Annotated in this window: 15 protein-coding genes; 11 read left to right on the forward strand and 4 right to left on the reverse strand. The window is 63.8% G+C overall.

What is annotated here, in order from left to right; genetic code table 11:
- Positions 1–27: 27 nt before the first annotated feature.
- Complete coding sequence (locus CQ019_RS16445; RefSeq protein WP_105570156.1) at positions 28–966, reverse strand: NAD(P)-dependent oxidoreductase; 939 nt, start codon at positions 964–966, stop codon at positions 28–30.
- A 133-nt stretch (positions 967–1,099) separates the two neighbouring features.
- On the opposite strand from CQ019_RS16445, the gene CQ019_RS16450 reads away from it, so the two are divergent.
- The 6 genes from CQ019_RS16450 to CQ019_RS16475 all read left to right on the forward strand — a co-directional run bounded on the left by CQ019_RS16450 (position 1,100) and on the right by CQ019_RS16475 (position 7,225).
- Positions 1,100–2,152, forward strand: a complete 1,053-nt coding sequence (locus CQ019_RS16450; protein WP_258134070.1) for a D-2-hydroxyacid dehydrogenase — start codon at positions 1,100–1,102, stop codon at positions 2,150–2,152.
- Entirely contained in the window at positions 2,152–2,970 is an 819-nt protein-coding gene (locus CQ019_RS16455) for an IclR family transcriptional regulator (RefSeq protein ID WP_105554383.1), read from the forward strand. Before CQ019_RS16450 ends, CQ019_RS16455 begins: the two co-directional genes overlap by 1 nt.
- Before the next feature lie 201 nt (positions 2,971–3,171).
- A complete protein-coding gene (locus CQ019_RS16460) occupies positions 3,172–4,650 on the forward strand; it encodes an MFS transporter (protein WP_105554384.1) in 1,479 nt (492 codons plus the stop codon).
- A complete protein-coding gene (locus CQ019_RS16465; RefSeq protein WP_105570158.1) occupies positions 4,647–5,426 on the forward strand; it encodes an SDR family oxidoreductase in 780 nt (259 codons plus the stop codon). Before CQ019_RS16460 ends, CQ019_RS16465 begins: the two co-directional genes overlap by 4 nt.
- Positions 5,419–6,462: a zinc-binding dehydrogenase gene (locus CQ019_RS16470; protein WP_105570159.1), complete on the forward strand. Its 1,044-nt coding sequence runs from the start codon at positions 5,419–5,421 to the stop codon at positions 6,460–6,462. The genes CQ019_RS16465 and CQ019_RS16470 overlap by 8 nt, the downstream gene beginning before the upstream one ends.
- A 328-nt stretch (positions 6,463–6,790) precedes the next feature.
- Entirely contained in the window at positions 6,791–7,225 is a 435-nt protein-coding gene (locus tag CQ019_RS16475) for a hypothetical protein (protein WP_219844269.1), read from the forward strand.
- Positions 7,226–7,267: 42 nt separating this feature from the next.
- Here the strand turns inward: CQ019_RS16475 and CQ019_RS16480 are convergent, their stop codons facing one another.
- Positions 7,268–8,683, reverse strand: coding sequence for a D-alanyl-D-alanine carboxypeptidase family protein (locus CQ019_RS16480; RefSeq protein WP_105570160.1), 1,416 nt, complete (start codon positions 8,681–8,683; stop codon positions 7,268–7,270).
- Between the two features lie 241 nt (positions 8,684–8,924).
- On the opposite strand from CQ019_RS16480, the gene CQ019_RS16485 reads away from it, so the two are divergent.
- Positions 8,925–9,437, forward strand: a complete 513-nt coding sequence (locus CQ019_RS16485; protein WP_105554389.1) for a GNAT family N-acetyltransferase — start codon at positions 8,925–8,927, stop codon at positions 9,435–9,437.
- A gap of 1 nt (position 9,438) precedes the next feature.
- Here CQ019_RS16485 and CQ019_RS16490 read toward each other — a convergent pair whose 3' ends face one another.
- Positions 9,439–9,810 (reverse strand): helix-turn-helix transcriptional regulator, encoded by a 372-nt coding sequence (locus CQ019_RS16490; RefSeq protein WP_105554390.1) that lies wholly within the window; start codon positions 9,808–9,810, stop codon positions 9,439–9,441.
- Positions 9,811–9,973: 163 nt separating this feature from the next.
- Between CQ019_RS16490 and arsB the strand changes: the two genes are divergently transcribed.
- From arsB to CQ019_RS16510, 4 genes are read left to right on the forward strand one after another with little or no spacing between them, the layout of a single operon-like run.
- Entirely contained in the window at positions 9,974–11,026 is a 1,053-nt protein-coding gene (gene arsB, locus CQ019_RS16495; RefSeq protein ID WP_181148584.1) for an ACR3 family arsenite efflux transporter, read from the forward strand.
- Position 11,027: 1 nt separating this feature from the next.
- A complete protein-coding gene (locus tag CQ019_RS16500) occupies positions 11,028–11,450 on the forward strand; it encodes an arsenate reductase ArsC (RefSeq protein ID WP_374954811.1) in 423 nt (140 codons plus the stop codon).
- A 21-nt stretch (positions 11,451–11,471) separates the two neighbouring features.
- On the forward strand, positions 11,472–12,923 hold the full coding sequence (locus CQ019_RS16505) for an FAD-dependent oxidoreductase (RefSeq protein ID WP_105570163.1): 1,452 nt from the start codon (positions 11,472–11,474) through the stop codon (positions 12,921–12,923).
- Positions 12,924–12,967: 44 nt separating this feature from the next.
- The gene (locus CQ019_RS16510; RefSeq protein ID WP_105554394.1) at positions 12,968–13,444 is read left to right on the forward strand and encodes an SRPBCC domain-containing protein; all 477 of its coding nucleotides are present in this window, start codon (positions 12,968–12,970) and stop codon (positions 13,442–13,444) included.
- Positions 13,445–13,450: 6 nt separating this feature from the next.
- On the opposite strand, the gene CQ019_RS16515 is transcribed toward CQ019_RS16510, so the two are convergent.
- On the reverse strand, positions 13,451–13,780 hold the full coding sequence (locus CQ019_RS16515) for a YciI family protein (protein WP_105570164.1): 330 nt from the start codon (positions 13,778–13,780) through the stop codon (positions 13,451–13,453).
- Positions 13,781–14,002 lie beyond the last annotated feature (222 nt).

Below are 14,002 nucleotides of genomic sequence, written 5' to 3' on the forward strand. Positions count from 1 at the left end.
GAACTGTGCGGGATTCGTTGGGCGCGACTAGCGCTCGGCGATGAAGCGCTTGGTCACCGCCAGATCCCTATCACCCAGCCCGGCGTCGATGACCTCGTCCACCGCCTGCCGCAGGGCAGGCAGCAACACTGCGTGCGTACTGGTAGCCTCGGCGAGCTCCCGCGCGCAGTCGAGGTCCTTGCGCAGATACTTGATGACCCCGGATGGCGAATCATCCCCGCTTACCAAGCGATCCCTGCGGCTGTCCAGCAACCGCGAAGAAGCGTAGCCGCCACCTAGCAATTCCCACATGGCCGCGAGATCCAGTCCCGAGCGTTCAGCCAAGACGGAGGCCTCTCCCAAAGCGAAGATCGTGGCGCTCACCACCAGCTGATTGCATGCCTTGGCCGCCTGGCCCGCACCGAGCTCACCCAGCCGTACGGCAGTGCCGCAAGGTGCCAGCATTTGGGCGGCCCGGTGGCAGTGCTCCTCGACGCCGCCGAGCATGATCGACAACGTCCCTGCCTTCGCCCCGTCCTCTCCACCCGAGACCGGCGCGTCAACCAGGACTATGCGCTCGCCGTGCGTTCGGTGCAGTCGTCCGGCCAAGTTGCGCACTCCCGTAGCCGAGCAGGTGGAGCCAATGGCCAGCAACAAGGCCGGCGCCGCAGCGGTACGGCGCTCCAGGCCCGCCAACAGTCCGTCAACCGCGTCCAGGCATTCGATGATCTGTGGCAGATCGGGGAGCATCAGCAGGATTTCATCGCAGGAAGCTGCCAGATCCGCAGGGGTTTCGCACCAATGGATACTCCCCGAAACCTGCGAACCTTCCGAATCGAGGTCGGATAGAACTTGCCTCGCCGGACGGCTTGAGGTGACATATGCGTCCCCATGCCCGGCCGCAAGCAGGCGGGCCATGGGCCAGCCCATGGCCCCCAGCCCGATAACTCCCACGCGGTTTGGCCGTTCTTCGGTCACAGCATTCATGGGCTAATCCTCTGTCTTTAGGCGCCGCAGCTAACTCTCGACACACGTGGTCAATATGTAGAACTCTGTTCAATATACTGTCTAAGCGGTTATGCTGTCATCTAAACGGAAGGATGAAGGAACCATGAATCCAATGAAACAGAAGCTACGGGTGGGCATCGCCGTAGATTTGCCGGACGCAGACCTCGAATTGATCAGCGAAATTGAGCCCCGGCTCGACCTGATCCATGAACCTGGGCTCTATCGTCCGCATCGCTGGAACGGCGACTGGGAAGGCGACCCGGATTTCACCCGGACACCAGCGCAGAACGAGCGCTACACCCGTATGCTGAACTCGGTGGACGCGCTGTTCGGAATCCCCGATGTCAACCCGGCCCTGCTGGGCGAGACGGTGCGCGCCAATGGGGATCTGCGCTGGGTGCACACCACGGCCGCCGGGGGAGGCGCGCAGGTCAAGGCCGCCGGGCTGACTGCCGCAGAGCTGGAGCGCGTAGCCTTCACCACGAGCGCCGGGGTGCATGGATCTACTTTGGCCGAGTTCGCGCTCTTCGGGGTGCTGGCCGGGGCCAAGAACCTGCGCAAGCTTCAGGCAGACCAGGCGCAAAAGCTGTGGCCGGCCGAACGCTGGCGAATGCGCCACCTGGACGAGATGACTGTTCTGGTGGTGGGCCTCGGCGGCATCGGTGCCGCGGTGGCCGAGCGCTTTAAGGCCTGCGGCTCCACCATCTGGGGAACCTCGCGCAGCGGGAAGGCGGTGCCCGGGGTGGACCGGCTGATCGATCCGTCCCAGCTGGCGCAGGCCGCGGGCAAGGTGGATGCCATTGTGGCCACCCTGCCGGGGACCGCAAGCACCGAGGGACTACTTGGCTCCGAGGTCTTTGCCGCGGTGCGGCAGGGAACAATTCTGGTGAACGTGGGACGGGGCACCGTGGTGGACGAAGCGGCCCTGATCCCCGCTTTGGACGACGGGCGGATCGGCTTCGCCGCGTTGGACGTGGTGGCCCACGAACCGCTGGTGGCCACCAGTGCACTCTGGGATCATCCCAGCGTGCTCATTAGCCCGCATACGGCTGCGCTCAGCGATCAGGAGACTAGTCGGATCGCCCGCCTGTTCGCGCAAAACGCGACGTGCCTGCTGGACGGAAAGCTGTTGCGCAACCGGGTGGATACCGTAGAGTTCTACTGATGACAAGCGTAAATGAGGCGGAGAGCGAAGCAGCTGAACGTGCCACGCGTGACCCCGCGCCCGCGGTCAGCCGTGCACTGGGCATTCTGGGACTTCTGGCCGAGTCTGATGGGCGGGCGTTGTCGCTGAGCGAATTGGCCCGCACTCTGGGCATCGCCAAATCGTCCTGCGCCAATCTCTGCCAGGCCCTGGAAGATGGCGATATGATCCGGCGCACCAGCGAGGGCTTCGGGCTGGGCCGCCGCACCGCAGAACTCGGCGGCGCCTATTCGCTGCAATTCAACCAGGTGCGTGAATTCTTCGGCCTGATCTCCTCCTCGCCAACCTTGCGCGGCGAGGTAGTGCAGATCGCCATGCTGGACGGCGCCGATGCGCTGTACCTCGCCCGCCATGAGGGTCGCGCCCCCTACCGGTTCGGCACGCCGCTCGGATCGCGCCTGCCTGCCGTATTCAGCGCCGCTGGCAACGCCCTGCTGCTTTCGCTAGATGCCCTGGAGCTGGAGCAGCTGCTCGCACCAGTCTTGCCGCTGCGCAGCGGGGTAGACGGATTGGAATTGAACCTCGACGAGCTGCAGGGTCGACTGGAGGTGGCTCGCCAGCGCGGCTACGCCGTGGACGAGGGGCATTCCACCGTTGGCGTGCTCGGAGTTGCCGTGCCGCTGCCGGCTTGGTCGCCCGGGGATCCGCCGCTGGCCCTAGGGGCTGCGATACCATCCGACCAAGCTGATCAGGTGCGCATCGCCGCCATTGGAACCGCGCTTCGCGAGGTCGCCGCGCGGCTGGAGAACCCTTGGCGAGCACGCACCGCACGCGACTGAGCTAACTACGCGGGAATGTCCGCATTGCCGTCAAAGAGCAACCCTGTTGCCCCTTTTAGGGGCGGCGGGGTTGCTCTTTTTTGACCGTTCGGCGGCTCGGATCGCAAAAACGTCGTTCAATGGGTTGTACGACGTTCGCTATGCTGATATCTTCGATGCACAGGAAGAAGTGATGCGACTCACTCGTCGAAGGAGACCTCCATGAACACCACACCAGCCACACCCACCGGGTCGGACGGACCCGCCGCGGATCCGAACTACGCCAAGAACCTGCAGCGGGCCACGCTCGCAGCCAGCATCGGCAGCGCCCTGGAGTATTTCGACTTCGCGCTCTACGGACTGGCCACCGCACTGATCTTCAACGTGCTGTTCTTCCCGCAGGCAGATCCCGCCATGGCCACGGTGGCGGCCTTCGCGACCTTCGGCGTCGGATTTGTCGCCCGCCCCTTCGGCGGCCTGTTCTTCGGAATGCTCGGCGATCGTCTGGGGCGCAAGCTCGTGCTGATCATTACGATCATGCTCATGGGCGGGGCCTCCACGCTGATCGGCGTGCTGCCCACCTACGAAACTGCCGGGATGTGGGCGCCGGCCCTGCTGGTGCTGCTGCGCCTGCTCCAGGGCTTCGGAGCCGGCGCCGAACAGGCCGGAGCTACCGTATTGATGGCCGAATATGCTCCGCCGGCGCGCCGAGGATTCTTCTCCGCGCTGCCATTCATCGGAATCCAGGCCGGTACCCTGCTGGCCGCGGTGGTCTTCTCGCTGCTGACCATGCTGCCCGAGGAAGCCCTGATGACTTGGGGTTGGCGTGTGCCTTTCCTCGCGTCCTTTGCCTTGATCATCCTGGCGGTACTCATCCGCGCCAAGCTCGAGGAGACGCCGACCTTCGTGGAGATGGAGAAGCGGGACCAGGTTTCCGAGCACCCGCTGCGGGAACTATTCCGCAACGGGCTGCCCGGCGTGCTGGTGGGCATCGGCCTGCGCATGGGGGAGAACGGCGGATCCTACATGTTCCAGGGGCTAGCGCTGAGCTTCTTCGTCACCGTTGTCGGACCGGAAGCCGACAAGGGCTTGCTGACCTGGGGCGTGACCATCGGTTCGCTAATCGGAGTGTTCACCGTTCCCTTCGCCGGGGCCCTTTCGGACCGCTATGGGCGGCGGATCATCTACCGTTTCGGTGCCGTCTTCATGCTGGCCTATTCCATCCCGGCCTGGTGGGCCCTGACGCTGGGCAACCATGCACTGGCCATCGCCGTGATCGCAGTGGGTATCGGGGTGGCCGTGTGCACCATGCTCGGCCCGCAGTGCGCCATGCTGCCCGAACTCTTCGGCAGCCGCCACCGCTACCTGGGTGTGGCCATGGCCCGCGAGCTTTCCGCGGTGCTGGCCGGCGGCCTGGCCGGTGTGCTCGGCGCGTACCTGATCGCCATCACCGACGCGAACTGGCTGGTGCTTGGCCTCTACATGGCTGCACTGGCCGCAATCACCGTTGCCTCCACCTTCCTGGTACCCGAAACCCTGCGCCGGGACCTGACCCGCACCGATGACGCGGTCAAGATTTCCTCGGTGGAAGCCGGAGACGACGTCTGGCTGGCCGGGAGCCAAGGTGCGGGAGCCTCTGTGGTCACCGCGCACACCTCCTTCACCGCAGAACGCACGGTCTCCGCGGGAGAGAAGCATTGAGCCCGGCGGCGGAGCACGGCTTCGACCTGGGCGGAAAGCTCGCCCTGGTGACCGGAAGCTCGCGCGGCATCGGCCGTGCGCTGGCCGCAGGGCTTTCCGCGGCCGGAGCCACCGTGATCGTGCACGGGCGGAACGAGGGTGCGGTACGGGCCACCGCCACGCAGATCGCCGCCGGAACCGGGCGGCCGGTGCACACCACGGTCTTCGACGTCACCGACGAGGCTGCGGTGGAAACCGCGCTGGCTGCGCTGGCGGCCGAGCATGGAGTGCTGGACATCCTGGTCAACAACGCCGGCATGCAGCTGCGCGCACCAATCACCGAATTCTCGCTCAAGGATTGGCACACCCTGATCGAGACGAACCTGACCAGTGCCTTCCTCATGTCCCGCGCGGTGGCATCCTCGATGGCCAAGCGCGGGAGCGGACGCATCATCAACATCGGTTCGGTCCAATCCCAGCTGGCCCGTCCCGGAATCACGCCCTATGCGGCAACTAAGGGCGGGATTGTGATGCTCACCCGCGGGTTGTGCGCCGAACTGGCCCCGCACGGCATCACCGCCAACGCCCTGGCTCCGGGCTATTTCAGCACCGAGCTGACCGCCGGCCTGGTGGCGGACGCGGAATTCTCCGCCTGGGTGGCCCAGCGCACCCCGGCCGGACGCTGGGGGCAGATCCAGGAGCTGGTCGGGCCGCTGGTCTTCCTGGCTTCGGACGCGGCCACCTTTGTCAACGGCCAGGTGCTCTACGTCGATGGCGGGATGACTTCCGTTGTCTAGTCCCGAAAACCTGGCGGTGGTAGCGCACGCTGCAGATGATGTGCGCCTGGAAATCCTTCCAGAGCCGGTTCCGGCAGCAGATGAAGCGGTAGTGGAGATCGCCTACGGCGGGATCTGCGGCTCGGATCTGCATTACTGGAAGCACGGTGCGGCAGGCGCCTCGATCCTGCGCGAGCCGATGGTGCTGGGCCACGAGGTGGTGGGCACGGTGCATGCCGCCGCTGCCGATGGCTCCTCGCCTCCGGCAGGCACGAACGTGGCAGTGCACCCGGGCACCGCCCATGCCGACGGAGAGACCCGCTGGCCACAGGACAAGCCGCATCTGGCGCCCGGTGCCACCTACCTGGGCTCGGCGGCCCGCCTGCCGCATACCCAGGGCGCCTTCGCCCGGCGGGTGGCTCTGCCCTCGCGGATGCTGCGGGTGCTGCCAGCAGGTCTGGAACTGCGCACTGCGGCTCTGGCCGAGCCTGCCTCGGTGGCCTGGCATGCGGTGCAGCGCGCGGGCTCGGTGGATGGCCGGAGCGTAGCGGTCATTGGCGGCGGGCCAATCGGCCTGCTCTGCGTGGCCGCGGCCAAGGCCCTGGGCGCGTCGCGGATTGTGCTCAGCGATTTGGCGCAGGCCCCGCGGGATCGCGCGGAGCAGCTTGGCGCCGACGAAACCATTGACGCGACGGACGCGCAGCAGATCGCGGCGCTTGGCGCCGACGTGGTCATCGAGGCCTCCGGTTCGGTGCCTGGGTTGGCCGCGGCCATCAGCGCGGCACTGCGCGGCGGCACGGTCATCATGGTGGGCCTGCAACACCAGGGCGAGGTCGCGGTGCCCATGGCGCATGCCATCGCACGCGAGCTGGATCTGCGTGGAGCCTTCCGCTTCAATGACGAGATGGACCGAGTGCTGGCGGCGCTGGCAGATGGCTCGCTAGACGTGGATGGGATCGTGACTCACACCTTCGCGGCCCGGGACCTCCATGGTGCGCTGAAGACGGCGCTGAACAGTGAGGAATCGGGAAAGGTGCTGCTGGACTTCCGCGGCTGAACGGCGAATGTTGCTGGCTCCCAAGTGGTGGTGACCCCACGGCAAACGCCGCGAGGACACCACCACTTTTATATACTGCCGCCGGTAGGCCCCACGGTCCCAGAGGAACAAACGGAGTTGGCCGAAAATCTCATGGTGACGATGCACTGCCTGCGCGGGGCTTTCGTGACCCGCTGAATGGCCCCCTGATGCTTGCCTTCGTACCGAAATGCGGGGCATGGGACTGGAAGCGGAAGCTCCGCTATGTTTCCATGACTTCATGAGGATCGTGCTGGTCGAGGGGGAAAGCGACGCGGTGGCGGTGCGGACGCTGGCCGCAAGGCTGCAGATGCCCGTCCCGCGGGTGCTGCCGGTGGGCGGATCCAAGGGCGCCCGCCGTGCCGCCCAGCAACTGGCAGGCGCGCAGTTGTTCGGCTTGGTGGACGCCGCCGAGCGGCGCGACTTCGAACGCGTACTGGCAACGGTGTTCGTCTGCGACCCCGATCTGGAAGACGAATTCATCCGGGCGCTCGGACCGCTGGGCGTCGAATCGGTGATCGCCGGGCAGGGAGAGCTGGGGTCCTTCCGCCGCTTGCAGGCCCAGCCCTACCAGCGGAACCAGCCCGTGGAACGGCAGCTGGCCAGATTCTTCGGCGGGCGCAGCGGCAACAAGGTGCGCTACGCGCGGCTGCTGGCGCAGGCGGTGCCGCTGGAGGACATCCCGGCTGCGCTCGCGGCCTTGCTTGAGTGTCTTGGCTGCTCGCATGCTCCGGAGGAAGCCTGAGCACTCGAGTACGCCGCAGATCCACCTTGGAGACTGTGGATACTACCTGAGGTAAGTTCCCGAGACCCAGCCCGTCTTCGACTTGTACTTCACCGGGTACCAACCGGACTTCTTCGACCCGGTGACTTCGACCTTTTTGCCCTTCGGGATGGTCAGGATGATCTTTTTCTTGGTGCTGTTGCCGGTACGCATATTCAAGTTCGCCGTCGTCTGCTTGGCGCTGGTCTTTTTCTTTGGCGTGCTTTCGCTCTTCGGCTTGGACTTCTTCGGCGCGGAGGTATTGGCCAAGTACGTCCCGGAGACCCAGCCGGTCTTCGACTTGTAGGTCACCTGCAGCCAGCCGGAGGTGCTCTTGCCCGTGGCCTTGACGCGCTTGCCCTTCGGGATCGTGAGGATGACGCGGTTGCCCGTGCCGGCGTCGGTGCGCATGTTCAGGTTTGCGGTGGTCTTCTTCGTCGAACCGGTATTCTTCTTCGGCGCCGGTTTCTTCTTGGTTTCGGTCTTTGGCTTCGAGGTCTGCGGCATCGACACGTTGCTCAGGTAGGTCCCGGAGACCCAGCCGCTCTTGGACTTGTAGCTGACCTGGTACCAGCCGGATTTCTTGGAGCCGGTGAGCTTGATGGTCTTGCCTCGCGGGATCGTGAGGACAACTCGATTGCCGGTCCCCACTCCGGTGCGCATATTCAGGTTCGCGGTGGTTCGCGCGGTGCCCTTGCCGGACTTGGGAGGGTTCTTCTTCGTGGCGGCCACACCGTGGAAGTGCTCGAAGGTTTTGGCGCCCGAATTTGTGTAGGACTTGGCCAGCGAGGTGCCGACATAGCGGAAGTGCCACGGCTCGTACGCGTATCCGGTGACCGATTCCTGGCCTTTAGGGTAGCGCAGGATGAAGCCAAACTTGTGGGCGTTCTTCTTTGTCCATTTGCCGACGGGAGTGTTTTCGAAGCAGGACTGCAAGGCGCAGGCGCCATTGCTGTTACCTACGTCTGCGGCTAGTCCGGTCTGGTGCTCGCTGGTGCCGGGCCTAGCGGAGATGCGTTCGGCATACTTCTTGCCATACATCCTGGTGTATTGATTGAACAGCTGCGCTTGGCGGTCATAGGAGCGGTAGCCGCTGATCAGCTGGATGCGGACCCCGGACTTCTTGGCGTCCTTGACCATCTTGTTGTAGGCCTTGGCCGCCTCCGGGTGCAGCCGGATGCCGGTGCCCTGCACCTTACTGGTCTTCGGTACGTACTTCGCTGGCTTCAGCGGGTAGCTCTTATTGACGAAGACATCGAGGTGGCTTGGATTCCGGTCTAGCTTCCTGGCTGCGGCCACGGGCAACGAGGCGGGGTTCACCGCGGACTGTACTGCGCTTGGTTGGCCGGCGGCCATGGCCGGTCCGGGCAGTACTCCGAGCGCGAGGACCGTGCTGACGGAAAGAGCCATTAAAAGCTTGGTGCGAGAATATTTGGGCATCTCGTGTCGCTCCGTAGTCCGAGTGATGATGATTCATTCGACCATCCTTGACCATGTGTGGGCAAGGGTTCAAGTGACTTATTGCGCAAAGTTCGTCTGCCGATTGTTGTTTATTGCGGCGAGTGACAAAACTAAATTCACCTATAGGGCATGGATTTAATCGGCCTGATGCCACGTGAGCGTGAGATCCTGTGAACTATCGAGTCTTCATCGGACCCACAATTTTGGTAAGTTATCCATCATGCAGATCAGGCAAGAAGTCTTCGATGACAGGGCGGGAATCTACGCTGTGACGCATGCGGCCTTCAGCAAGGACGACCATCTGGTCGAGCCGATCGAGGTCGGATTAGTGCAACGGCTTTTTGATTGCAACGCCTATTCGCCGACCTTTTCGCTGGTGGCGACGAACGACAAAACGGTGATAGCGCATGTGATTGCCACCTGGGGTACGGTCGATGGGAAACACAGCCTGCTGGGCCTTGGGCCCCTTGCGGTAGCACCCGAATACCAGAATATGGGCGCAGGGACCGCGCTGATGCAGGCCATCTCGGACCGCGCGGAAAATGAACGCATTTCCGGGATCGTGTTGCTGGGCGCGACGAAGTACTACCAGCGCTTCGGCTACGAGCCGGCCATCGCCCGCGGCATTATTCCCACGCAGCGTTCGTGGGGAGATAACTTCATGGTTCGCGTTTTTGACGAGCGAAGCCTGCCCGCCGGACAGTATCGGTACGCCTCCCCGTTTGGGTGTTGAGCTAACTCTTGAGTTCCAGGGTCCGGGCTAGTTCGCCCAGGGCTCCGGGCACCACGGAGTAGTAGGCCCAGACTCCGCGTTTCTCACGGTGCAAGAGGCCCGCGTCCACCAGGATCTTCAGATGGTGGGAGACCGTGGGCTGCTTGAGTCCCAGCGGTTCGGAGAAGTCGCAGACGCAGGTTTCGGCCTCGGCGCTGGAGGAAATGATGGACAGGATGCGCAGCCGGTTTGGATCGGCCAGCGCCTTGAAGCGCGCGGCCAAGAGCTCGGCATCGGAAGCGTTCAGTGACGGTTGGCCACTCTCGGGCACGCAGCATCCGGGGCCCTGGGAAAGGTCGGTGCGGTTGGTTTCGAGTACGACGTTTTGTGGCATCCTTGTGTTTCTTCCTGAACGGCTACGGGCAGATCGATCATATTGACAACCTTCGATGCATCTCATCATACTAGGTATATCGATATTCTTCGATGTCTATGATTTGGATGTACTCGTGAGTCAATCTGTAGCGCCCGTTGACACCGCCAAGGTGGCAGCAAAAATGTCGACCCTTGATCGCTATCTAGCCGTCTGGATCCTCGCCGCAATGGTCATTGGCCTTGCCTTGGGGCGCGTGATTCCCGGGCTGGGTGAGGCGTTGGACTCCCTGCAAGTTGCCGGGGTTTCACTGCCTATCGCCATCGGTTTGCTGGTGATGATGTATCCGGTTTTGGCCAAGGTGCGCTATGACCAGACGCATCGGGTAATCGGCGACAAGAAGCTGATGATTACCTCGCTGCTGATCAACTGGATCCTTGCCCCGGCATTCATGTTCGTGCTGGCCTGGGTATTCCTGCCCGATTTGCCCGAATACCGCACCGGCCTGATTATCGTCGGTCTGGCGCGCTGCATTGCCATGGTGCTGATCTGGAACGACCTGGCCTGCGGCGACAGCGAAGCGGCCGCGGTGCTGGTGGCGATCAACTCGGTATTCCAGGTATTCGCCTTCGGCGTGCTCGGCTGGTTCTACCTGCAGGTGCTGCCGGGCTGGCTGGGACTGGAAACCACGAGCGCGCAATTCTCCGTCTGGGCCATTACGCTCTCGGTGCTGGTCTTCCTCGGCATCCCGCTGCTCGCCGGATTCCTCACCCGCACGCTGGGCGAAAGGGCCAAGGGGCGCGAATGGTACGAGTCGCGCTTCCTGCCAAAGATCGGCCCGTTGGCGCTCTACGGCTTGCTGTTCACCATTGTGCTGCTCTTCGCGCTGCAGGGGGACACCATCATTTCCCGTCCGTGGGATGTGGCCCGCATGGCCGTGCCGCTGCTGACCTACTTCGTGGTGGTCTTCGGGGCCAGCATGCTGATCGGTTGGGCGCTGAAGCTCGGATACGCGCGCACCACCACCTTGTCCTTCACCGCGGCCGGCAACAACTTCGAACTGGCCATCGCGGTGGCCATCGCCACCTTCGGCGTCACCAGCGGCCAGGCGCTTGCCGGCGTCGTCGGACCGCTGATCGAGGTGCCAATCCTGGTTGCCCTGGTCTACGTGGCGCTTTGGTCGCGCAAATTCTTCCCCACCCAAGTCCTCGCCAACTCGGCACCTAGCAAAGGCTAAGATCTTGTCTACTCCTCTAAAGAAGCCATCGGTCCTGTTCGTCTGCGTGCACAACGCCGGCCGCTCGCAGATGGCGGCAGCATTCTTGTCCAACCTCTCGGATGGTCGCATCGAGGTCCGCTCGGCCGGCTCGGCTCCGGCCGCGGAAATCAACCCTTCCGCCGTGGCCGCGATGACCGAGGTGGGCATCGACATGTCCGCCGAGGTGCCGAAGGTGCTGACCACCGAAGCAGTCAAGGAATCCGACGTGGTCATCACCATGGGCTGCGGAGACACCTGCCCAGTCTTCCCGGGCAAGCGCTACGAAGACTGGGTGCTTGAGGACCCGGCCGGGCAAGGCATCGATGGAGTGCGCCCGATCCGCGACGAGATTCGCGCACGCATCGAAAACCTCATCACCGAATTGCTCGAAAACAAAGTCTAGAGTTTGTAGCGAAGGAGCACCATGGAATCCCAGTTCCCCGTCGTCGTCATCGGCGCCGGCCCCATCGGCTTGGCGGCCGCAGCGCACCTGCTCGAACGCGGACAGGCGGTTCGCGTCCTGGAAGCCGGAGCAAGCGCCGGAGCCGCCATCAAGCAGTGGGGGCATATCAAGCTGTTCTCCACCTGGCGCTACAACATCGACGAGGCCAGCCGCCGGCTGCTCGAAACCCCGACCGAGCACTACGCTGGCGACTGGCAGGCGCCGAATCCCAAGCGCCTGCCCACCGGTGCGGAGCTGGTCTCCGAATACCTTGAGCCATTGGCCGCCCACCCGCAGCTGCGCGAAGCCATCGGCTACGGGCAGCGAGTCACCTCGGTCAGCCGGGTGAGCGCCGAGGGCGGCGGGCTGGACAAGGGACGTTCGGCCGCGCGCGACGAATCGTTGTTCCTGGTCCGGGTCGAAACCGCGGACGGCGCAACCGAGCTGACGGCGCGTGCGGTCATCGATGCCTCCGGAACCTGGGAAACTCCCAACCCGATTGGCCGCTCGGGTCTCCGCGCGTTCGGTGAAGAAACGGCGAGAAGCGAAGGTTTCATCACCTCGCCCTTGCCGGATCCCTTGGGCGCCGATGCGCAGCGTTTTGCAGGCAAGAGGGTGCTGGTGCTCGGAGCCGGGCACTCGGCCGCCAACACCTTGATCCTCTTGGGACGGCTGAAGCAGCAGAATCCGGAAACCCAACTTCTCTGGGGACTGCGTGGGCAGGCTAACCCGGTTCGCCTCTACGGCGGCGGATCCGCCGATGAACTGCCGGCTCGTGGCCAGCTGGGCACAAGCCTGCGACGCCAGGTGGAGACCGGACAGGTGACCTTGCTCGAACACGTCTCGGTGCGCGAGCTGCACTCGGCAGAAAGCTTGCAGGTGTCGCTCGCCGATGGGCGCGAGCTCGAGGTTGACTTCGTGGTGCCTGCCACCGGCTTCCGCCCCGACCTGAGCATGCTTTCCGAGCTGCGCCTGGATCTGGACCTCGCGGTGGAAGCACCGCGTGAACTGGGCCCGCTGATCGATCCCGAGTTCCATAGCTGCGGCACCGTCTCGGCCCACGGCGAACGAGTACTGGGGCACCCGGAGAAGAACTTCTACATTGCCGGCATGAAGAGCTACGGCCGCGCCCCGACGTTCCTGTTGGCTACCGGATACGAGCAGGTTCGCTCGCTGGCCGCCGCCCTGTCCGGAGACCGCACCGCGGCGGATCAGGTGGAACTGGATTTGCCGGAAACCGGAGTGTGCTCCACCGACACCGGCAACTCCTGCGAGGTGCCGGCAGCCTCCGCCGCCGGAGCGAGCAGCTGTTCCGCAGAATCGGCCCAAGCGCCTGCGCAGGAGGACTCCTGCTGCTCGGCTCCTGTGCCGGTGAGCTTCGGGATAGCCACCGGAACCCAGCATGGATTCGCCGAACTGGTTGAGCGGACTTAACCGCAACCGTTGACGTGCGGAGGGCTGCCGGGTAAGGATGCAGTATGGAAACTAATCTGCCGTCCGAACCGCTGTCCTTCGACGTCACCGGCCGCATCTCCACCTCGTGCCACGAGGTCTACGAAGCCGTGGCGGATCCGGAAAAACTATCCGCCTACTTCACTACCGGGGGAGCGCAGGGACGCTTGGAAACCGGCGCCGAAGTCAGCTGGGATTTCCACGATTTCCCGGGCCGCTTCCCGGTGCAGGTGCTCGAAGCCATTCCGGACGAGCTCATCGTGTTGAAATGGGCGGGCGAGGGTGTCGCCGCGGACGACGGAATGAACACCGTCACCTTCGAATTCGAAGCGATCGACGATGCTGCGCGAACCAAGGTGAAGATCACCGAGTCGGGATGGCTCTCCTCGCCGCAGGGGCTCACCGGGGCCTTCGGCAATTGCGAGGGCTGGACCGGGATGCTCTGCGCGATGAAGATCTGGCTGGAGCATGGAATTAATCTGCGCGAAGGTTTCTACAAGTAATTATGGCTACTCCATCAGGGGCCGGATCTCCACGCTCCCGTAGGGCAGATGCGGCATGCGCCGGGCAATTTCCTGGGCCTGCGCTTCATCGGAGACCTTGATCGCGTGCACGGCGAATACGATTTCCGCTTCAGTGTCCAACTCGGCGTTGCTTTCCTGCGAGCACACCGAGCCGCGGTCCTGGAGGGCATAGGCCGAGATCAGGATGTCTTCGGAGCGCAATTGGGCATCCAGCGATTCCCACTGGAGCATTTCCGCATCGAACTCTTCGCTCGGCGGTTGCGGGCCGCTGCCCGGAAGATAGCGGTGGATCAGAAGGTGCGTTGCGATGTTCATGAGAACTCCTGCACGTCGGTTGGTTGCTGCCACAGACGATACCGGATCGGGCCTGCATGTACAGGGGGAGTTGTTCCGATTGGGCAAATCGTCGCCGGGAATTCACTTCTCGAGGAATGCCGGGATAAATCTCAGCATGTCATTAGCGCTGGGGACCTAAGCTGAGTGGATACGCCAAAGGGCTGCCGGTACTTAATTGGTAGCCCTTTTGGCATGAACTTG

Origin of the sequence: Arthrobacter sp. MYb229 (assembly GCF_002975405.1) — a bacterium.
In the GTDB taxonomy this organism is placed as follows: Bacteria; Actinomycetota; Actinomycetes; order Actinomycetales; family Micrococcaceae; genus Glutamicibacter.

Coding starts and splice junctions, on each gene's coding strand:
- CQ019_RS16445 (WP_105570156.1), bottom strand. CDS start 966: ATGAATGCTGTGACCGAAGAACGGCCAAACCGCGTGGGAGTTATCGGG.
- CQ019_RS16450 (WP_258134070.1), top strand. CDS start 1,100: ATGAAACAGAAGCTACGGGTGGGCATCGCCGTAGATTTGCCGGACGCA.
- CQ019_RS16455 (WP_105554383.1), top strand. CDS start 2,152: ATGACAAGCGTAAATGAGGCGGAGAGCGAAGCAGCTGAACGTGCCACG.
- CQ019_RS16460 (WP_105554384.1), top strand. CDS start 3,172: ATGAACACCACACCAGCCACACCCACCGGGTCGGACGGACCCGCCGCG.
- CQ019_RS16475 (WP_219844269.1), top strand. CDS start 6,791: ATGCCCGTCCCGCGGGTGCTGCCGGTGGGCGGATCCAAGGGCGCCCGC.
- CQ019_RS16480 (WP_105570160.1), bottom strand. CDS start 8,683: ATGCCCAAATATTCTCGCACCAAGCTTTTAATGGCTCTTTCCGTCAGC.
- CQ019_RS16485 (WP_105554389.1), top strand. CDS start 8,925: ATGCAGATCAGGCAAGAAGTCTTCGATGACAGGGCGGGAATCTACGCT.
- CQ019_RS16490 (WP_105554390.1), bottom strand. CDS start 9,810: ATGCCACAAAACGTCGTACTCGAAACCAACCGCACCGACCTTTCCCAG.
- arsB (WP_181148584.1), top strand. CDS start 9,974: ATGTCGACCCTTGATCGCTATCTAGCCGTCTGGATCCTCGCCGCAATG.
- CQ019_RS16505 (WP_105570163.1), top strand. CDS start 11,472: ATGGAATCCCAGTTCCCCGTCGTCGTCATCGGCGCCGGCCCCATCGGC.
- CQ019_RS16510 (WP_105554394.1), top strand. CDS start 12,968: ATGGAAACTAATCTGCCGTCCGAACCGCTGTCCTTCGACGTCACCGGC.
- CQ019_RS16515 (WP_105570164.1), bottom strand. CDS start 13,780: ATGAACATCGCAACGCACCTTCTGATCCACCGCTATCTTCCGGGCAGC.